Source organism: Hymenobacter sp. 5516J-16, from assembly GCF_022919335.1.
GTDB classification, from domain to species: Bacteria; Bacteroidota; Bacteroidia; order Cytophagales; family Hymenobacteraceae; genus Hymenobacter; species Hymenobacter sublimis.
Window position 1 is genome coordinate 2871853 of the sequence record NZ_CP095058.1, and the last position, 18040, is coordinate 2889892.

The following is an 18040-nucleotide window of genomic DNA, read 5'->3' on the forward strand; positions in this document are numbered from 1 at the left end:
TACCAAAAAAGCCCCGGTACCTGCAGGTACCGGGGCTTTTTTGGTAGTAGCTGGAGCCTAGTAATCCTGGGCTGCGGCGGCCGGCTTGCTGGACTTAGCTGGTGTGCTGGCCTCGGCTTTGGGAGCGGCTTTCGGACTAGCAGCAGCGGCGCCTTGCGTTGGGCGGGCGGCAGTAGTCTTTTTGGTGGTAGCGGTGGTAGTACGAGCGGCTTTTGCCGCCGGCGCGGTTTGGGCTATTGCTACCGAACCAGCGAGAAACGTGAGAGCCAAAGCAGAGAGAATGTGTTTACGCATACAAGAAAAATGAAGGTGAAATAGGATGATAACTCAACTGAACAGGCAGCCTGTAGTAGCAATGTTAGGGAATATTTGATGGCTACCAGCAAGCGAGGTCAACGAAGCGTAAAGCGGAAGCAACAGCACCTCAATTTCCCTGATTGCGTACGTACTTGCGGCCTATTCTCTCGCTGCCTTACTACTACCTATGCCGGTTTCTACCACCTCCCAAGCCGCCTTCGATACTCTCATGGCTCCCACAGAAAGCCGCGCCTGGCGCTGGGCGGTAGCGGTGGCCATTGCGGGCAACCTGGGGATAAATTACGTTTCGCAACGTTACCCCTTCAATGGGCAAACCAACGCGCAAGTATCCTACAAATACCCCACGCTGCTCACGCCGGCCGGCTACGCGTTTAGCATCTGGGGCGCTATTTTTCTGGGCTTGGCCTGCTACGCCGGGTGGCAGCTGCTGCCTCGTCAGCGGCACAATCCCTTGCCCGACGCCGTGGCCCGCCCGCTGGTGCTAGCCAACGTACTTACGGCCACTTGGCTGGTGGTCTTTGCCTACGAGCTGTTGGTCCCGAGCGTGGTCGTGATGCTGGGCATTCTGGCCAGCTTGGCGGTAGTCTATGGGCGGGCCCGCCACTTTGTGCAGCGGGGGAAGCGCCCTGGTACACCAGCGTCCCTTTTGGCCTGTATCTGGGTTGGATTTCGGTGGCGACGGTAGTAAACCTGACGCTGGTCCTGGGCACGCAATGGCGGCCGGGCGCGGAGCAAAGCATTGAACTAGCCATTGTAGTAGTCGGCATCACGGCCGGACTGGCCCTGAACGTGACCAAGCAGTTTCGGGAGCTGGCCTACCCGGCAGCAGTTGCCTGGGGCCTGCTGGGCATTTGGGCGGCCCGGCGCGCCGAGGCTGATACGCTCGTGCTAGCCTGGATGGCGCTGGCCGCGGCGGGTTTGGTAGTGCTTGGCGGGCTTGGGCTAGCTTGGTGGGGTAGGCGCAAGGGATAGGGTAGGAAGTGAGAAGAAGGAATAAAGAGTGAGGAATAGAGAGTCAAGTGTCCTCTTGCCTTGCGTCCTCATGCCTCGTTCTTCACTCCTAACTCTTCATTATCATAACTTGCAAGCCAACTCCTACCCTCAACCATTTCCGCTATGCGTAAGAATATTGTGGCCGGCAACTGGAAAATGAACACCACTCTCCAGGATGGCCAGGCGCTAATTTCCGAAATCGTCAACATGGTGCAGGACGAAGTAACCGGCTCCCAGGTAGAGGTAGTCGTGTGCCCGCCCTTTCCGTTTCTGTCGGTTATTGGTAAGCAGCTACCCGCCGGCGGCCGCTTCCACCTCGGCGCCCAAAACTGCCACCAGAAAGAAAGCGGCGCCTTCACCGGCGAAGTATCGGCTCAGATGCTACAATCCGTAGGTGCCGAATACGTAATTCTGGGCCACTCGGAGCGGCGGCAGTACTTCCGCGAGGACGACGAGCTGCTGAGCCAGAAGCTGAAAGCTGCCCTGACTGCTGGTCTGAAGCCTATTTTCTGCGTAGGCGAATCCTTGGAAACCCGCGAGGCCGAGGAAACCTTTAAGTTCATTGAGAAGCAGCTGCAGGACGGCCTATTTCACCTCTCCAATGAGGAGTTTGACCAGGTCGTTGTTGCCTACGAGCCTATTTGGGCCATTGGCACCGGCAAAACCGCTACCAGCGCCCAGGCCCAGGAAGTGCATGCCTTCATCCGGGAGCAAATTGCCCGCGCCTACGACGCTCAGGCAGCCGACAACACCACCATTCTGTACGGCGGCTCGGCCAACGCCCAGAACGCCCGCGAGTTGTTCAGCCAGCCCGACGTAGATGGCGGCCTTATTGGCGGCGCCTCCCTCAAGTCGCGCGACTTCACCGAGATTATCAAGTCGTTTTAAGGACTGTACCAATCCGTAGCCGCTAGGTATCTGTTATCCGGAGGCAGTAGTCGGAGAGCTTTGTCACGCTGGAACGAAAATTGACGTTCTGACGTGACAAGGTCCTCTGGCTACCGCCTCCCGATGACAAACGTTTTTTAGGCTGCTTCAGCTCTTTCATGCTTCCTACTTTTCTCCTTTCCGGCCTGCTGGCCCTGAACCCGTTCCGGCCCGCCCCAGCCGAGTTGCCTACCCCACTGGCGGCCGCGGTAGCTGCCTCCGTCGACCCGTGCCGCCTCTACGGCTCGGTGTACCTGGAAACGGACCCGCGCCGCCGAAGCCAGTGCTTCGGAGTGGTGTACCAGGAGCCGGAAGAGGCCTTTGCCGATGTGCTGGTATACCAGGAAACCAACAAACTCTTCGCCGACAAGGTAGGCTTATGGTACCTGACCGATTCGCGCGACTTCGCCGACTACGTGCTCTTCGTGACGGATAACCGCAACCTGGCCGACTTCTCGTTTCACTATACCAAAGCCCGGGCCTTTGCCGGCTGCCGGAAGCAGTAGGGCCGCCCGGTTTTTCCTGCGACCTTTGCCGTCCCGTGCCTCTGGTGCGCGGGACGGTTTTGTTTTGCTTGACTCCTGATAGTTGTTGAAGATGGATTACGTTGAAGTACGCGTACAAGCTCCGCGCGAGCTGTCGGATATTCTGGTGGCCGAATTGGCCGAGGTAGGTTACAGCACCTTCGAAGACAATGACGAAGGCTTTTGTGCCTACATCGACGAAGACCAGTTCTCGGCCGATGCCGTAGCCGAGGTAATGAGCCGGTACGAAGGCCTGGGCGAGCTGGAATTTTCGCACCGCGTAATTACCCGCCAGAACTGGAATGCCGAGTGGGAAAAGAACTTTCAGCCCCTAATCATTGCCGATAAAGTATCGGTGCGGGCACCCTTCCACGAGGCCCGGCCTGAGCTGGAGCACGAAATCGTGATTATGCCGCGCATGTCCTTTGGCACCGGCCACCACGATACCACGGCCCTCATGATTACCAATCAGCTCGGCATCGACCACCAAGGTAAGCGGGTGCTAGATATGGGCTGCGGTACCGGCATTCTGGCCGTAATGGCCGTGCAACTCGGGGCCCGCTACGTGCTGGCCGTGGATGTGGAGCCCTGGACCGCGGAAAACGCCGCCGACAACGCCGCCGAAAACAACGTGCAGGATAAGGTAGAAGCCCGCCTCGGCGACATAACGGCCCTGGAGGGGAGGAGCCCTTCGACATTATTCTGGCCAACATCAACCGCAATGTGCTGCTGGAAGACATGGGTGCCTACGCTCAGTACCTGAAACCTGGTGGCCCGATTCTGTTCTCCGGTTTCTACGAAGATGACCTACCCCTGATTCAGGCCGCTGCCGAAAAAGCTGGCTTCCAGTACGAAAACCACCGCACCCAAAATCACTGGGTTTCGGCCGTATTCCGGCAGCCGGCGTAGGTTTCATCTAGAACCCAACTGTATAGCCAATCCCTGTCATTCCGAGCGCCGCGAGAAATCTGGGGTTACCGTTCAACGGCTTAATCCAGATTACTCGCGGCGCTCGGGATGACGGTTTAACGGGTACCGGCAGCCGCGGTTAGAAGAAATTATACGACCAGGCCCAGGCAACAATTTTGCCTGGGCCTGGTCGTTTTTTGCCTACCCCTTGACCCAGGGCAAGCTCTACTTGGTATGATAGGAACTAGGCTGATGATCAGAATGGTATAAAAAAAAGGTGCCCTATGATTGTGGCGAGGGACGGGGCAATCCGGCGCGAAAAGTGCTGGGTTTTGTCGAAATTGTAGGCGATTAATCAGGCTTTGACGAATTTGATATGAAGCGTACTCTAGTTGGATGGGTTTGCGCGCTGCTGTTGGGAGTACATGCTCCGGCCTGGGCGCAGCAGAAACCGCAACCCGCCAAACAACCGGCCGGTACTCCGGCAGCCGCGCCAGCCCTGCCCAAGTTCACGGGCAAGCTCAGCTCCGAGCCGGAGCAGTTCATGGTGGACGTGCAGTCGATGATGGCAACCACCAACAACGCCACAGCCAAAGCTGCTGGCGCGCGCATGCAGCAGCTCTGGGCTAGCAACAAGCTTACCGCTACCCAGCAGCGCTACATCGTGTCTTTGAGCCAGTACATGCTGGCCCGCAAGTTTCGGCCCAAGCCTCACTTTGAGCACTTCTACACGGCCATTGCGGCCGGGGCGCTGGTCCAGAACTTTTCGGATCAGCAGATGACCGAGTTTCTGAGCGTAGTGGGCAAAGCCCTGGAAAAGGAGCAGCCCACCGATGCGGAGAAGTTCATGGCCAGCGCTGCGCAATTCCTGGATACCCGTTCTCTGTACCGCTCGCGCTACAGCACGTTGCGCGTAGTGGGTGGCACGTTCAGCTTTGCTTACAACGAAGCCGACATGCCCTCTATGGCGCCGCCCGCGCCCCCGGTAGCGCCCACGCCGGCCCCAGCTACCGTTTCCACCAAGAAGCTGGATACCAAGAAGAAAAACAACGGCTGGGGCGACGAAGACCCCTGGAACACGGATAGCGGCACGGCCGCCAAATCTGCCGATGGCAGCGGCTGGACCGACCAAACGCCTTCTTACAGCTCCTACGTAGCGCCTTCTACCCGCGGCCCAGTGCTGCTCATCAAGGATGCCGACCTGTTTCTGGCCTCCTCCGGCGACTCCGTACTGATTCGCAAAACCAATGGCGCGGTAGTGCCTACCCGCAACCGGTTTGTGGGCTACGGCGGGCAATATGCGTGGCAAGTAAACGCCAACCCCGTAACGGCCGACCTGACCACGTACGACTTCGATATTACCCGGCCGGAGTTTACGGCCCAACCCGTTACCCTCACCTACCCGGCCGTGCTGGAGCAGCCCGTGCAGGGCTGGCTGGCCTACCGCAGCGTGAAGCGCAAAACGCCCACTACCGATACGGGCTACCCCCGCTTTGTGTCTAATACCAACGATGCACGAGTAAAAAACATTGGGCAGAACATTCGCTATTTCGGCGGCTTTTCGCTGTCGGGTAGCCGGGCGCTGTCGGCTTCGCTGGACGGGGCCCTGTCGCGCATTATCGTAGACGTAGATGGCAAGCCGAAGTTCCGAGCTTCCTCGCGGGCCTACGAGTTGGGCGACTCGGTGATTACGGCCTCGCACGCGGCCGTGACCATTTTCCAGGACAAGCAGGACTCGCTGACTCACCCTGGCGTGAAACTGAAGTATAACAAGCCCAAGCAAGTGCTGCAGCTGGCCCGGGAAAGCGGCCTCTACAAAACCACGCCCTACTACGACTCCTACCACCAGATGGAAGTAACGGCCGAGCTGCTAACCTGGCCCGTGCGCACTCCTTTCATCGACTTTTCCATCCTGACGGCTAAAAACCAGGTAACGGCCAACTTCGAGTCCAAGGAGTTCTACACCAACACCCGCTACCAGCAAATCAAGGCCATCAACAAGCTGCACCCGCTCCAGATGGTGGTGGGTTACAGCATGGAAAACGGCAACAAAAGGCTGTTCACGATTCAGGACGTAGCCACTTTCCGCAAGCTGAAGCCCGACAACGTGCGCACCGCCGTGGCCGGCCTAGCCCGTGATGGATACGTGGCTTGGTATCCCCAAACCGACCAGGTAGTGCTGCTGCCCAAGGCCATGCACTACGTAAATTCCTCGCGGGGCAAAAAAGACTACGACCACATTGCCATCAAGAGCCTCTCGCCCTCGGGCAAAAACGCTACCCTCGACCTGAATACCAACGACCTGATTGTGCGGGGCGTGGACCGTTTTAACTTCTCCGACGACTCCGTGACGGTGTTCGTGAAGCCCGACTCCAGCGTCATTCGGATTCAGAAAAACCGCGGCGTGCTGTTCAATGGTACCGTGGTGGCCTCGGCCTTCGTGTTCAAGGGCAAGGAGTTTAAGTTTGACTACGACGGGTTCTACATCGACTTGGTTAAGATTGACTCCATCATTGTGAAGGGCAAGGGCTCGAAAGGCTCCGTAATGAAAGCCCGCAAGGACGTCGACTGGACCCTGACCAACAAGAAAAAGAACTCGGCCGGCCGCCTCTACATCAACGCGCCCAACAACAAGTCGGGCCGCAAGAAGCTGGGTGCCTACCCCACCTTTGACGCCAGCACCGGGGCCTACGTGTACTTCGACAAGCCCGAGGTACTCGGCGGCGCTTACGATACGACCTTGTACTTCGATATTCCGCCCTTTAAACTCGACTCCCTGAACAACAAGAACCGGGTAGCCGTGGGCTTTAAAGGCACGTTTGTGTCGGGCGGCATCATGCCCGATTTCCAGACCAAGCTGAGTATGCAGGAAGATGGCTCCCTGGGCTTCGTGTACAACGTGCCCAAGGAAGGATTTCCGCTGTACGGGGGCAAGGGGCGCCTGTACAACAAGGTGCGCATGAACAACCAGGGCCTGCAGGGCGTCGGGAACGTAAAGTACCTCACCGGCGACTTCCAAAGCGACCAGTTTGTGTTCTACCGCGACTCAGTGGTGACTGTGGGCAAGAGCGGGACTATTTTGCCGGGGCCGCTCAGCGGGACGGAGTTTGCCAAGGTGAGCCTTTTGCCCGGCTACCAGATGAAATGGGCCGTGAAGCAGGACTCCATGTACCTGACCTCCCAGGCCCAGGGAGAAGCCTTCAAGCTCTATGATGTTAATAACGGCTTTAAAGGCACGCTTACCTATACCCCGGCGGCCTCTACGGCGACGGCCGCATGGACGGGCCCCAGTCCTTTATCCGGTCTACTTCTTTTGCCTTCAAGCCTACGCGCTACACGGGTAAAAAGGCCACGCTGAACATCAAGTCGGCGGAGGTGAACAAGCCCGCCCTCACGGCCAACAACGTAAACTTCACCTACGACCTGAAGGCTGGCAACACGGAATTTGCCCGCGAGGAAGGCGACAACAAGTCGAGCATTGACCTGCCGTACTCCCAGTACCGCACCACCCTTTCGGGGGGAAGTGGGATTTCAAAAAGAAGCTGGTGCAGCTGCGGGTAGCGCCCGGCGCCGATTCGTCGCGCTCCTTCTTCTACAGTACCAAGCCCGAGCAGAAAGGCCTCAAGTTCCAGGCTGCTACCGGTCAGTACGACCTGAGCCGCTACCGGCTGGTAGCCGGCGGCGTACCCCGCATTTCCTCGGCCGACGCCTGGATTACGCCAGATTCTAGCAAGGTGTACATCCTGCCCAATGCCGAGATGCGCGCCTTCCAGAACGCAGGCATTGTAATGGATACCCTGCGCAAGTATCACCAGTTGTACAAGGGCGAAATCCGGGTGCTTTCACGCATGGCCTTCTCGGGTAACGCGCTGTATAGCTACAAGAACGCCTCGGCCGATTCCTTCGCCATCAAGTTTGCCAACTTCCACGTCGATTCGATGGCGACCATGACGGCCTCACTGGGCAAGAACGGCGCAGCTAAGGGCGGCATGAAAGGACTACTGAAACGCGGACCTTCGGAGGAGGACCAGCCGGCTTCGCCGCCCACCATTGCCGTGGCCAGCCTGCAGGCAACCGACAAGTTTCACTTGGCCCCGCGCATTGCCTACCGGGGTGGTGTTACCATGAACTCCCAGAAGAAAGGCTTCACCTTCGACGGCCAGGCCAAGCTTAATTTTGTGAAGTCGACGACGGCCTCCGACTGGTTTGCCGTGCAGGATACCATTGACCCCAAGGGCATCCGTATCAAGCTGAACGGGCCCAAGTCGGACGATGGTACGCCCATGCTGTCGGGCCTGTTTATGTCGGAAGGAACGGGCAAAATTTACCCCTTGTTTGTGGCCACTAAGCCTGGCGTGACGGACATGAACCTGTTTGAAGTAGATGGTGACCTGCGCTTCAACCAGAAGAAAGGCCAGTACAGCATCAGCCGCCACGACCCCGCTGACCCCGACGTGTACGAGGGCTCGGTGCTGACCCTAACCGACTCCACGGGCGCGCTCGACTTCCGGGGCAAGCTCAACCTGATCAACTCCAACAAAGACTACACCCTGACGGCCGCCGGCCTGGGCTACGCCAAGCCCGACAGCGCCATTTACGACCTGAACACCTTCCTGACCTTCGACATCAACCTGCCGGAAAAGGCCGTGGAAGCCATGGCTGCCGATTTGGCTACCAACGCCAAGGGCGCGCCGGAGGCGCTGGATGGTTCGCCGGCCCAGCTCTACAAAATGGGCGAGTTCATCGGTAACAAGGCCGTGCAGGACTACAGCACCCGCAAGGGGGCTACGTGCCGTTGCAGAAGGTATCGGCCAAATTCCTGCACACGGTGGTGCTGAGCCAGGTGAACTTGCGTTGGAACGAGAAATTCAAGTCGTGGTACTCGGTGGGCAAAATTGGCCTGGTGAGTGTGGGCAAGAAGGACATCAACGCCCTGATTGACGGCTACATCGAAATCAAGAAGGAAAGCACCGGCGACGCCGTGGAGCTGTACCTGGAAGCCGAGCCCCAGACCTGGTACTACCTCAAGTACTCTAACAACGTGATGCTGGCCAAGGCCCAGCATGGCTCCTTCGATGAAATCATTGGTCTGAAAGCGAAAGGTGACTACAACACGGCCACCGAGTACGGCTTCTTCCTCGGCGACGACATGGAGGTGCAAACATTCCTCAACCACTTCCGCAAGGACTACCTGAAGGAAACCGGCAAGCGCAAAGTCAACACGACCCAGCCCCAGAGCACCGGCAACTTCGACTTCATGGAGGATGGTGGTAAGAAGAAAAAGAAGAAAAAGGATGCGGTAGACGAAGCCCTGGAGGCTGACCCCAACGCCGCCCCGCCCGCCGAGGAAGAGCCCGCCAAAAAGAAGAAAAAGAAAGACGAGCCTGTAGAAGCCGCTCCTACTTCCACCCCCGCCGCTCCGGTAGAAGACACGGGCAAGAAAAAGAAGAAAAAGGATGAGGCCGTAGAAGCCGCTCCGCCCACCGACGCCCCCACCGAGGAGCCAAAAAAGGAATCCAAGAAGAAAAAGAAGAAAGACGCCAACGACCCTTCGGCGACGAGTAATCTGAAAAGCCCCGGCAGATTTTCTGCCGGGGCTTTTTTGTCATTCCGACCGTAGGGAGGAATCTGGGTTTGCCATGTAGCCATGGACCCAGATTCCTCCCTACGGTCGGAATGACAATGATATCTTTGTCAGTATCGACTAAACGCTACCCATCCTTTCCATGAATCTCCCCTTAGTGCTTGGCCTGTTGGTGGCCGCTTACCTTATTGGCTCTATTCCAACGGCGTTGTGGGTCGGCCGCGCGTTTTTTGGGCTGGATATTCGGGAGCATGGTTCTGGCAACGCTGGGGCTACCAATACCTTCCGGGTGCTAGGCAAGAAGCCCGGCTCCTTCGTGATGGCCGTAGATGTGCTTAAAGGCTGGCTGGCTACCTCCCTGGCCCAGGTAATGCTCAACCAGGGCGCCATTCTGCCCGACCAGCTTCTGTATTACCAACTGGCCTGTGGAGTGCTGGCCGTGGTCGGCCACATCTATCCTATTTGGGCGGGTTTCCGGGGCGGTAAGGGCGTAGCCACCGTGCTGGGCATGATGCTGGCCATTGCCCCCGCTACGGTAGGCGTGTGCATCCTGGTGTTCATCACGGTGCTGCTGATTTCGCGCTACGTGTCCCTGTCTTCCATGACGGCCGGAATCGTGTTTGCCCTGCTCCAGCTGCTACCCCAGTTCCGCCCCGATAACTCCCTGCTGCTCTGGTTTGGCTTTGTGCTGGCCGCCCTGCTCGTGTACACCCACCGCGCCAACATCGGCCGCCTGCGCGCCGGCACCGAAAGCCGCGTGCCCATGCCGTGGGATAAGAGGTAAGCGCGTATTATGTATCATTCTATGAATTATAAGATTGTAATAACACTGCTATTATCGATTACCCTTTCTGCGTGTCGGCAAACTTTGGTGCTTACCCGGGAGGCAGCTAATCCTGCCACGCTGGAAAAAAAGCAGATGCGCCGCATCCTCCGTCACTCAACCGCAGCCCTCGGTCCGCCGCCTACGGTCTATACCCGCCTTCGCCGGAGAAACCCAGTCCAGAATGCTGTGGCATGTGGGCGCATTTCGGTGTTGGAAAGCAATAAAACTTCACGGCCATTCCCTGGGGCCGTTAGCTGGGCGGATCGGCAGCCCTACGTTATAGCTGACGAAAACAGTTATTATGTGTTGCCATTGTCATCTGGAAAACATAAGCTACAGGCAGGAGCCATAGGTCTTTTTCCCTCCCAACCGCTGGTTCTGACTGTTAAGCAAGGAAGGCGACTCTATCATCATTAACTACGAACTGCTGCCAGATTTTCGCCCTCTACATTAGCGTAACTATCCTTCCTTCTATCTATCCCTTCCCTACTTTTACCTCCACATTTCCAACCAACCCCACCGCCGCATGGCTTCCTACCTCGAGCAGAACCAAGAGCGTTTCCTGAATGAGCTGATTGACTGGCTCCGCATTCCTTCCGTATCAGCTGACCCCAAGTTTCACGGCGACGTGCTGCGCGCCGCCGAGTACCTGAAAGCCCGCTTCGAGGAAGTAGGCCTAGAGAACGTGGAGCTGTGCCCCACGGCCGGCAACCCTATTGTCTACGGCGAGAAACTCATCGACCCCAGCCTGCCCACGGTGCTGGTGTACGGCCACTACGACGTGCAGCCCGCTGACCCCTACGAGCTGTGGACCTCCGGGCCGTTTGAGCCCGTTATCAAAGACGGTAAGATTTACGCCCGCGGTGCCTGCGACGACAAAGGCCAGGTGTACATGCACGTGAAAGCCCTGGAACTGATGAACCAGGAGGGCGGCGTACCCTGCAACGTGAAGGTGATGATTGAGGGCGAAGAGGAAATTGGGTCCAACAACTTGGGCATCTTCGTGCGCAACAACAAGGAGAAGCTCAAGGCCGATGTCATCCTGATTTCTGATACCGGCATGCTCAGCAACGAGCAGCCCAGCATTGAGGTAGGCCTGCGCGGCCTGAGCTACCACGAGGTAGAAGTAACCGGCCCCAACCGTGACCTGCACTCCGGCCTCTACGGCGGCGCGGTGGCCAACCCCATTAACGTGCTCTGCAAGATGATTGCCTCCCTGCACGATGAAAATAACCACATTACCATCCCAGCTTTCTACGACAACGTAGCCGTACTCAGCGAGCAGGAGCGCGCCGAACTAAACCGGGTGCCGCACTCCGATGACGAGTTCAAGCAAAGCATCGGCCTGCCCGCCACCTATGGCGAAGCCGGTTATACCACCGTGGAGCGCATTGGCATCCGGCCGACGCTGGACGTGAACGGCATTTGGGGTGGCTACACCGGCGAGGGCGCCAAAACGGTTATTGCCTCCAAAGCCTACGCCAAAATCTCCATGCGCCTGGTGCCAAACCAGACCTCCGACGAAATCACGCGGATTTTCCAGCAGCACTTCGAAAGCATTGCCCCGGCCGGCGTAACGGTAGTGGTAAAGCCCCACCACGGCGGCGAGCCGGTAGTAACGCCTACCGACTCAGTAGCCTACAAAGCCGCCGCCGATGCCATGGAAACTACCTTCGGCAAGCGTCCCATTCCTACCCGCGGTGGCGGCTCCATCCCCATTGTGGCCATGTTCAAATCGGAATTGGGGCTAGATACGGTGCTACTCGGTTTCGGCCTCGACTCCGACGCCATCCACTCGCCCAATGAACATTACGGCGTGTTTAACTTCCTGAAGGGCATCGAAACCATTCCGCATTTCTACCGCAACTACGCCGCCGCTACCAAGTAAGCGGCGCGGAAAACATGTGCATAAAAAAAGGCTCGTTTCCAGTACGGAAACGAGCCTTTTTGTATTCAAGCTAGCTGCCGTCTGAGGCTAACGGCCAAATATATAGCCTAGTTGAAACTGAAATACAGAGTTGAAATGCTGCGCTTGGGTGCCCTGTATTTTCTCATATACAGAGCTAAAGTCCCGATTATAGCGGATGCCAACGCTCGGTCCGCTGCTGAACTGGTAGCCTACCCCGGCCACGGCACCAAGGCTTACTTTGTTGTACGCGTCTTTGTTCCGACCAACAACTGAGGAAGATCCGTCGCTCAACTCACTTCTGACAGCTAGTAAAAACCCTAGCTGCGGGCCCAATTCGAAGAAAGGGCCTTTGGCATCAAGGCGAAGGAGCACCGGAATATCGAGGGAGTGCAGGGTTAAGTCGGACTTGTTCTTTCCGTCTTGCGAGCGAGTGCCTTTCACGGAGTATAACAACTCCGGCTGAAGGGCCACTTGATTTTCCGCATCAAGTCCAAATCGGAAGGCCACGCCGGCATTGAGCCCTACTTTGCTTTCATTGGCGTCGCTAGCATCGTCGCCGACAACGGTAGCCAGATTAGCGCCGGCCTTAACGCCTACCTGCACAGACTGCGCTTGCACTAAGCCACCAACACCGGCAACCAGGGCCAGGGAAAAGAAAATCTTTTTCATAGAAAAGAGATAACGGGGGCATAAAAGTAGCCCAAAACAATCGAGGAGGTCCGATGCTGCCCACTAAACTCGCTACCTCACCCGCGAGAGAAGTACTTACTTTGGTTCGACTTCATTGGGCGGAGAAACCACGTCGGTAGTAGCTTGCCTACGCTTTTTTCCTATGCCTCGAAAGAGCTTTCCCGGAGCTGTGTAGAACAGAAATTTGCTGCCTTTAAACAGAAGGACAGGAGTAGTAACAAAGGCCAGCTTGGCGCTACCCACAGCAAGGTGGGCAGCCTCTTTAGGCTCGAACAAATACCCCAAATAAAACTCTATAGCGCTATTGCGCAACTGTACTTGGCTGCTGCCTGCTAAGTCCACCCGTCGGTACACATTATTTAGTCCGCCGTTGTAGCGCCAGCCCAGCATCAAGCCGGTGCTATCCTGGTAGCCGATACCCACTATAAACCCCAATTCGCGAGAGCGAAAAACGGTGCCACTGCTGTTTGTAGACTGTGCTATAGTAGGGGTAGCAGCGTACAGTTGGCTAAAAGAAGGCCCAGCCTCGAAGAAAACATCACCGTAGTGGTACTGAGCCAGTACGGGAAGCGAAAGGTAGTTCAGGCGGTGCATGATGGAGGGGCCATAGCTTGTGCTCTTGTCGCCACGTTGTGCGTAGAGCCCCTCGGCCTGCAGGGCCAGTTGCTGCGTAATTTTTATCCGAATCAGGGCCCCACCTTCACCTCCAAACCGAGGGGAACTGTTAGTAGCATTGGCCCCTATGCCATGGGTGATTACCCCGCCGCCTCTGAGGCCTAACTGTATGCGTTGCGCTGTGCCATGATGATTTACCAATACGAATAGAGTAACAAAAAATCCGTAAAAAAGCCGCATTAAGTCCAGTAAGTAGGGGGCATGGAATGAATAGAATAGAGGCACGTAAAGAGGCGGGCGCACCGAAACAAACCTCACGCAAACTGCCCGACCAGCTCACGCAAGTCGGGCAGTAGTTAATCGTAGATCAAGCTTACTTGCTCGGAAGTAGATAGCCGAGCGAGAGTTGAAACGCGGAGTGGCGGGCGTTGGCCAGGTCGCCGTTGAAGTAGTTGCCATTGTCGCTTTTTACAAAGTCGCTGAAGGCGCCGGTGTAGCGCAGATTCAGGCTCAGGCCATTGTCGGCTTGGTAGCCCACGCCGGCCACGTAGCCCAGCTCGCTACGCTTGAAACCGCTTACATCCTTCTTGTTTTCCGCTTCGGCTACCGTGGGCGTGCCGTTGGGCTGGCGCGTGCGGGTCACTTTCGTTTCATCGTTGGCGCTGAGCAGGTAGGAGTACTGCGGGCCCGCTTCCAGAATTAGGCCGCCGGCATTCACTTTGAGCAGCACGGGCACGTCGAGGTAGTTGTAGTTAACCTTGCCCTCGCGCTTCTCCGTGTAGCCTACCCCAGTATGGTGCTGGTATATTCTGTAGGCTTATTTTCGAAGCCCTTCTGTGAGTACAGGATTTCGGGCTGAATGGAGAAGAAGCCGTCGCCGGTGATATCGGCGTTCAGCATAACGCCGCCCAGAAAGCCAAATTTGTTGTTGTAAGTATTCTCGTTCTGAACGTTGCCGGCCAGGTTGGAGTAGTTGGTGCCGGCGCGCAGGCCCAGACGAACACCTTGCGCGTAAGAGGACGAAACAGCGGCTACACCCAGCAGGGCAGCGGCAAATAAGACGGTCTTTTTCATGGTGCAAATAGGGTTGAGTGACAACTCCACAGGTGAAAGAAAGTGGAATTGTCGGGCTAACGTCGAAAAGTGTGCCAGCGTGTAGATTCCTCCTCGTGAAAGTTCCCTACTTGGATTTTTTATTTTAAAATGACCTGGTAGTCAGTTGAGTATGCTTCTCGCTCCAATCACTTTCCCACGGTAGTAACTCTTGCCCGAGCCAGTAGCTCAGCCATAAAAACGCTGGCTAGCTGTACTTCACTTAGGCTGCAGCTAGGTTGCGCACCATAAAAAAAGGCTACCCTTTGCGGAGTAGCCTTTTTTTATGGTGTGAGCCAAGTGCTTACTTGGTCGGAATCAGGTAGCCAACTTGCAGCGTGTAGGCATTGTTGAACGCTTTCGGCTCATTATCTTGGTCTTTTGTGTCAATCAGGGAGTTGAAGCCACGGGCGTAGCGCAGGCCGATGCTCAGACCACCATCGGTCATGTAGCCCAGGCCGGCTACGCCGCTGATGTCAAATTGCGACAGGTCAGATTTGTAGGCTTCGTCGCGGCTGATGCCGGTGTAGTCCTGGAAGCCGCTGTTGGCGTCCACTTTGTCCTTCTGGTTGTTCGAATATTTGGTGGTGGTCTGCTGCTTATTCTTCGATCCGAACAGGTAGCTTACCTGCGGACCCAGCTCGAAGAACAGGCCTCCAGCGTTGATTTTTGCCAGCAGTGGCACATCTACGTAATGCAGCACCCGCTTCTGCTCTACTTCAATTTTGGTGATGTTAGAGCCAGCGGCGAAGCCCGAATTCTGTTCCGTCTGAATTTCGTAGCCCTTCCGGTTATAGAGCAATTCTGGCGAGAAAGAGAAGAAACCGTCGCTGCTCAATGGAATCGTCAAGGACACCCCAGCGTTGTAGCCGAGCTTGTAGTCGGCTAGGTCAGTGCTGTAGTTGGGGCCGGTAATCTGCCCAACATTGTCGCCGGAAATGTTGGAGTAAGTGGCACCAGCTTTCACGCCAATGCGGAAGCCACCGGCATCCTGAGCGTGAGCAATTGAACCAGCTGAGGCCAAAGCCAACGTAAGAGCTGCAAATTTTTTCATGGGATAGGGGGATGGGGAAAATGCCTACAAAGACCACTTCACTGACCAGCACAGCCACGTTCCTCGTGGTTTCAAGGCCTCATAGCGCAAAAAAGCCTCAGTTGGTTGCGGATGAGTACAGAATTACTTTAGAATTATCCTAGTGATAATGCAGCTCGTCATGAGGAAGTGCAACACCAGCAACTTGTTACCATACCAATAAACAGCGCCAAGTAGGAATCTGACGCACCGCTTTGGCGCATGGCTTCCAACAGGTTTTGTTACTTTTGGGCAGTTGGCCTTCCGCGTTATGATGATTCGATTTGGGGTGCTATTAGTAGGGGCACTGGCAGGAAGTGGACTAACGAACACCCAGGCGCAAACGACCCCGGAACTCATTACCCAGAGTCGGCCCCGCTGGTGATAGGAGCCTACGCTCAAGGCAGCTTTATCATGGCCCACACGCCGGCCGTCAAGCACTTAGCTGTGTCGCACCCGACGGGTGTGGAGGTGAACTTGCAGCGTCAGACGCATGGTGGGGAACCCTGGCACGCCTGGTACCGCTACCCCAAAGTGGGTGTAGCCCTGATGTATTACGACTATCATAACCCCCGGCTGGGCCAGTCCTACGCGGCTAGCGTTTACATTAATAAAGCTTTTTGGCGGACACAGCGCCAGGAGCTAAGCTTCCGCATCGGGACGGGAGTAGGCTATTTCTCCAAGCGGTTCGACCAGGCCACGAACCACAAAAACACCATTATTAGCTCCCGGCTCAACGCTACCCTCCAAACCCGCCTCGAGTATGATGTGGCCCTGAGCGAACAACTGGGCTTACTGCTGGGGGTGGGCCTCAATCATTATTCCAACGGCGCTACCACCAAACCTAATTTTGGCATCAATCTGCCTACCGTGGTGCTGGGCCTTAATTACCATCAGCAACGGCCCCTGCGCCCCTTGGCTACACCCCGGCGCCAGCGCCCACTGATATTGGTCGCAACTTTCTGAACCTGAGTGCCTCGCTGGGCTGGAAGCAGCGCAATGAAACCGATTCGCAAAACTACCTAGTAAACTCCGTGACCCTGGCAGTGGGTCGGCGCGTGAACCGCAAAAGCAACCTAACAGCGGGCCTCGAAGGATTTTACGACCGGAGCCTGCGGGCGCAGCTGCGGGATACTGCCCGCGTCAGCGTGCGGCTACCTGACGTAAAAAAGGCGGGCGTTTACGTCGGGCATGAGCTGCTATTTGGCCGGCTGGCATTCGTGTCACACCTGGGCTTTTACGTATATAACCCCTACAAATCCAACAACTTCTACTACGAGCGGCTCGGGCTAAAATACCATTTCACCGAGCGAGTCTTTGGCAACGTAGACCTGAAGGTACACCGCGGTGCGGCCGACGTTATTGAGTGGCGCCTAGGCATGAAACTCTAGAAGACTTGGCTAGTCCCAAAGCCCTAGTGCTACGTTGGCGGCACTACCCGTCAGCGGTTTTCAGCAAGGTAGTCGGGCAAGACTACTGAGTAGAATTAGCGAACAAACGCCGAAAACTAGGCCCTAGTAAGAGCTTGATTGATTTGCTTTACCAGCCCCGGCCCTTCGTAAATAAACCCTGAATATAGCTGAACCAGGGCTGCGCCGGCGGCCAGCTTTTCCTGTGCATCTTGGGCCGAGTGGATACCGCCTACCCCAATAATGGGCAGCTGCCCGCGGCTTCGGCTGCTCAAATACTGAATAACCTCCGTAGCGCGCCGCCGCAGGGGCCGTCCGCTGAGGCCACCTGCTCCGGCGGCCGTTACCTGGGACTCAGGAGTCGTCAGGCCGGTGCGGCTGATGGTGGTGTTGGTAGCTACTAGGCCGCTGAGCTCGGTTTCGCGGGCAATTAGTAGGATGTCGTCGAGCTGAGAATCAGTTAGGTCCGGGGCAATTTTAAGTAACAGGGGCGGGGCTGGGGTAGGGCCTGGTTGCGCTCCTGTACCTGTTGCAGCAAGGCAATTAGGGGTTCCCGCTCTTGCAATTGGCGCAGGTTGGGAGTGTTAGGCGAGGAAACGTTTACCACAAAATAGTCAACCACCTCGTGCAGGGCCTCCACGCAGGCCACGTAGTCCTGGGCGGCCAACTCGTTGGGTGTGTCTTTGTTCTTACCAATGTTGCCCCCGATGATCAGCCCGGGAGCCCGGCGCCGGCGCAGACGGGCAGCAGCAGCCTCAGCCCCAGAGTTGTTAAAACCCATACGGTTGATTAAGGCCTCATCTTTGGGCAGCCGGAACAGGCGTGGCAGCGGGTTGCCCGGCTGGGGCCGGGGCGTAACCGTCCCAATTTCCACGAACCCGAATCCCAACGCCGCTAATTCATCTGTCAACTCCGCGTTTTTATCGAAGCCCGCCGCCAGACCTACTGGATTTCGGAAGGACAGCCCAAACACCTCCCGCTCCAGGCTGGGGTGCTGGTGCTCGTAGAGGCCGCGCAGCACTGTCTGGGCCCCCGGCAGGCGGTACACCCATTTCAAGTTATTAAAAACCAGATGGTGAGCCTCTTCCGCATCAAGTCGAAAGAAAAGCGGTTTGAGCAGCGCTTTGTACATGATGCCGCAAAGATGGGAAAAGGTGAGTTAGCGACGCAGT

The 18040-nt window shown here is 56.7% G+C and carries 20 protein-coding genes and 1 pseudogene; 14 read left to right on the forward strand and 7 right to left on the reverse strand.

Annotation, left to right across the window (positions count from 1 at the left end; all coding sequences use genetic code 11):
* Positions 1–57: 57 nt before the first annotated feature.
* Complete coding sequence (locus MUN84_RS14255; protein WP_244694677.1) at positions 58–294, reverse strand: hypothetical protein; 237 nt, start codon at positions 292–294, stop codon at positions 58–60.
* Between the two features lie 190 nt (positions 295–484).
* Here MUN84_RS14255 and MUN84_RS14260 point away from each other — a divergent pair, with 190 nt between their 5' ends.
* The 12 genes from MUN84_RS14260 (at position 485) to MUN84_RS14310 (ending at position 11969) form a co-directional block, all read left to right on the forward strand.
* Positions 485–1003 carry a tryptophan-rich sensory protein gene (locus tag MUN84_RS14260; RefSeq protein ID WP_244694678.1) on the forward strand — a complete coding sequence of 173 codons (519 nt, stop codon included), beginning with the start codon at positions 485–487 and terminating at the stop codon, positions 1001–1003.
* Positions 991–1290, forward strand: a complete 300-nt coding sequence (locus MUN84_RS14265) for a hypothetical protein (protein WP_244694679.1) — start codon at positions 991–993, stop codon at positions 1288–1290. The genes MUN84_RS14260 and MUN84_RS14265 overlap by 13 nt, the downstream gene beginning before the upstream one ends.
* Positions 1291–1434: 144 nt before the next feature.
* Complete coding sequence (gene tpiA, locus MUN84_RS14270; RefSeq protein ID WP_244694681.1) at positions 1435–2199, forward strand: triose-phosphate isomerase; 765 nt, start codon at positions 1435–1437, stop codon at positions 2197–2199.
* Positions 2200–2357: 158 nt separating this feature from the next.
* Positions 2358–2744, forward strand: coding sequence for a DUF6150 family protein (locus MUN84_RS14275; RefSeq protein WP_244694683.1), 387 nt, complete (start codon positions 2358–2360; stop codon positions 2742–2744).
* Positions 2745–2835: 91 nt separating this feature from the next.
* Positions 2836–3525: a 50S ribosomal protein L11 methyltransferase gene (gene prmA / locus MUN84_RS14280; RefSeq protein WP_262920534.1), complete on the forward strand. Its 690-nt coding sequence runs from the start codon at positions 2836–2838 to the stop codon at positions 3523–3525.
* The gene (locus tag MUN84_RS23080) at positions 3486–3671 is read left to right on the forward strand and encodes a 50S ribosomal protein L11 methyltransferase (protein ID WP_262920535.1); all 186 of its coding nucleotides are present in this window, start codon (positions 3486–3488) and stop codon (positions 3669–3671) included. Before prmA ends, MUN84_RS23080 begins: the two co-directional genes overlap by 40 nt.
* A 376-nt stretch (positions 3672–4047) precedes the next feature.
* Entirely contained in the window at positions 4048–7029 is a 2982-nt protein-coding gene (locus tag MUN84_RS14285) for a hypothetical protein (RefSeq protein WP_244694684.1), read from the forward strand.
* Complete coding sequence (locus tag MUN84_RS14290; RefSeq protein WP_244694686.1) at positions 6948–7232, forward strand: hypothetical protein; 285 nt, start codon at positions 6948–6950, stop codon at positions 7230–7232. The genes MUN84_RS14285 and MUN84_RS14290 overlap by 82 nt, the downstream gene beginning before the upstream one ends.
* A complete protein-coding gene (locus MUN84_RS14295) occupies positions 7217–8509 on the forward strand; it encodes a hypothetical protein (RefSeq protein ID WP_244694688.1) in 1293 nt (430 codons plus the stop codon). The genes MUN84_RS14290 and MUN84_RS14295 overlap by 16 nt, the downstream gene beginning before the upstream one ends.
* Positions 8461–9291, forward strand: a complete 831-nt coding sequence (locus tag MUN84_RS14300; protein WP_244694690.1) for a hypothetical protein — start codon at positions 8461–8463, stop codon at positions 9289–9291. The genes MUN84_RS14295 and MUN84_RS14300 overlap by 49 nt, the downstream gene beginning before the upstream one ends.
* Positions 9292–9397: 106 nt before the next feature.
* Positions 9398–10039 (forward strand): glycerol-3-phosphate 1-O-acyltransferase PlsY, encoded by a 642-nt coding sequence (plsY, locus tag MUN84_RS14305; protein ID WP_244694691.1) that lies wholly within the window; start codon positions 9398–9400, stop codon positions 10037–10039.
* A gap of 568 nt (positions 10040–10607) precedes the next feature.
* Positions 10608–11969: a dipeptidase gene (locus MUN84_RS14310; RefSeq protein WP_244694693.1), complete on the forward strand. Its 1362-nt coding sequence runs from the start codon at positions 10608–10610 to the stop codon at positions 11967–11969.
* Positions 11970–12056: 87 nt separating this feature from the next.
* On the opposite strand, the gene MUN84_RS14315 is transcribed toward MUN84_RS14310, so the two are convergent.
* The 5 genes from MUN84_RS14315 to MUN84_RS14330 form a co-directional block, all read right to left on the reverse strand.
* Positions 12057–12659, reverse strand: a complete 603-nt coding sequence (locus tag MUN84_RS14315; RefSeq protein WP_244694694.1) for a porin family protein — start codon at positions 12657–12659, stop codon at positions 12057–12059.
* A gap of 96 nt (positions 12660–12755) precedes the next feature.
* Positions 12756–13535 carry a porin family protein gene (locus tag MUN84_RS14320; protein ID WP_244694695.1) on the reverse strand — a complete coding sequence of 260 codons (780 nt, stop codon included), beginning with the start codon at positions 13533–13535 and terminating at the stop codon, positions 12756–12758.
* A 133-nt stretch (positions 13536–13668) separates the two neighbouring features.
* Positions 13669–14031 (reverse strand): PorT family protein, encoded by a 363-nt coding sequence (locus tag MUN84_RS23085; RefSeq protein ID WP_262920537.1) that lies wholly within the window; start codon positions 14029–14031, stop codon positions 13669–13671.
* 47 nt (positions 14032–14078) lie between these two features.
* A complete protein-coding gene (locus MUN84_RS23090) occupies positions 14079–14369 on the reverse strand; it encodes a PorT family protein (protein WP_262920538.1) in 291 nt (96 codons plus the stop codon).
* A 322-nt stretch (positions 14370–14691) separates the two neighbouring features.
* Positions 14692–15441 (reverse strand): porin family protein, encoded by a 750-nt coding sequence (locus tag MUN84_RS14330; protein WP_244694696.1) that lies wholly within the window; start codon positions 15439–15441, stop codon positions 14692–14694.
* Between the two features lie 432 nt (positions 15442–15873).
* On the opposite strand from MUN84_RS14330, the gene MUN84_RS14335 reads away from it, so the two are divergent.
* The gene (locus MUN84_RS14335; RefSeq protein WP_244694697.1) at positions 15874–16425 is read left to right on the forward strand and encodes an acyloxyacyl hydrolase; all 552 of its coding nucleotides are present in this window, start codon (positions 15874–15876) and stop codon (positions 16423–16425) included.
* Positions 16426–16493: 68 nt separating this feature from the next.
* Entirely contained in the window at positions 16494–16850 is a 357-nt protein-coding gene (locus MUN84_RS14340) for a hypothetical protein (protein ID WP_244694698.1), read from the forward strand.
* Positions 16851–16966: 116 nt separating this feature from the next.
* On the opposite strand, the pseudogene MUN84_RS14345 reads toward MUN84_RS14340, so the two are convergent.
* Positions 16967–18000, reverse strand: a pseudogene (locus MUN84_RS14345) (quinone-dependent dihydroorotate dehydrogenase).
* Positions 18001–18040: the final 40 nt, after the last annotated feature.

Excerpts from the sequence above, each read along its gene's own strand:
- MUN84_RS14255 (WP_244694677.1), bottom strand. The coding sequence starts at position 294 with ATGCGTAAACACATTCTCTCTGCTTTGGCTCTCACGTTTCTCGCTGGT.
- MUN84_RS14260 (WP_244694678.1), top strand. The coding sequence starts at position 485 with ATGCCGGTTTCTACCACCTCCCAAGCCGCCTTCGATACTCTCATGGCT.
- tpiA (WP_244694681.1), top strand. The coding sequence starts at position 1,435 with ATGCGTAAGAATATTGTGGCCGGCAACTGGAAAATGAACACCACTCTC.
- MUN84_RS14275 (WP_244694683.1), top strand. The coding sequence starts at position 2,358 with ATGCTTCCTACTTTTCTCCTTTCCGGCCTGCTGGCCCTGAACCCGTTC.
- prmA (WP_262920534.1), top strand. The coding sequence starts at position 2,836 with ATGGATTACGTTGAAGTACGCGTACAAGCTCCGCGCGAGCTGTCGGAT.
- MUN84_RS14285 (WP_244694684.1), top strand. The coding sequence starts at position 4,048 with ATGAAGCGTACTCTAGTTGGATGGGTTTGCGCGCTGCTGTTGGGAGTA.
- MUN84_RS14290 (WP_244694686.1), top strand. The coding sequence starts at position 6,948 with ATGGACGGGCCCCAGTCCTTTATCCGGTCTACTTCTTTTGCCTTCAAG.
- plsY (WP_244694691.1), top strand. The coding sequence starts at position 9,398 with ATGAATCTCCCCTTAGTGCTTGGCCTGTTGGTGGCCGCTTACCTTATT.
- MUN84_RS14310 (WP_244694693.1), top strand. The coding sequence starts at position 10,608 with ATGGCTTCCTACCTCGAGCAGAACCAAGAGCGTTTCCTGAATGAGCTG.
- MUN84_RS14315 (WP_244694694.1), bottom strand. The coding sequence starts at position 12,659 with ATGAAAAAGATTTTCTTTTCCCTGGCCCTGGTTGCCGGTGTTGGTGGC.
- MUN84_RS14320 (WP_244694695.1), bottom strand. The coding sequence starts at position 13,535 with ATGCGGCTTTTTTACGGATTTTTTGTTACTCTATTCGTATTGGTAAAT.
- MUN84_RS23090 (WP_262920538.1), bottom strand. The coding sequence starts at position 14,369 with ATGAAAAAGACCGTCTTATTTGCCGCTGCCCTGCTGGGTGTAGCCGCT.
- MUN84_RS14330 (WP_244694696.1), bottom strand. The coding sequence starts at position 15,441 with ATGAAAAAATTTGCAGCTCTTACGTTGGCTTTGGCCTCAGCTGGTTCA.
- MUN84_RS14335 (WP_244694697.1), top strand. The coding sequence starts at position 15,874 with ATGGCCCACACGCCGGCCGTCAAGCACTTAGCTGTGTCGCACCCGACG.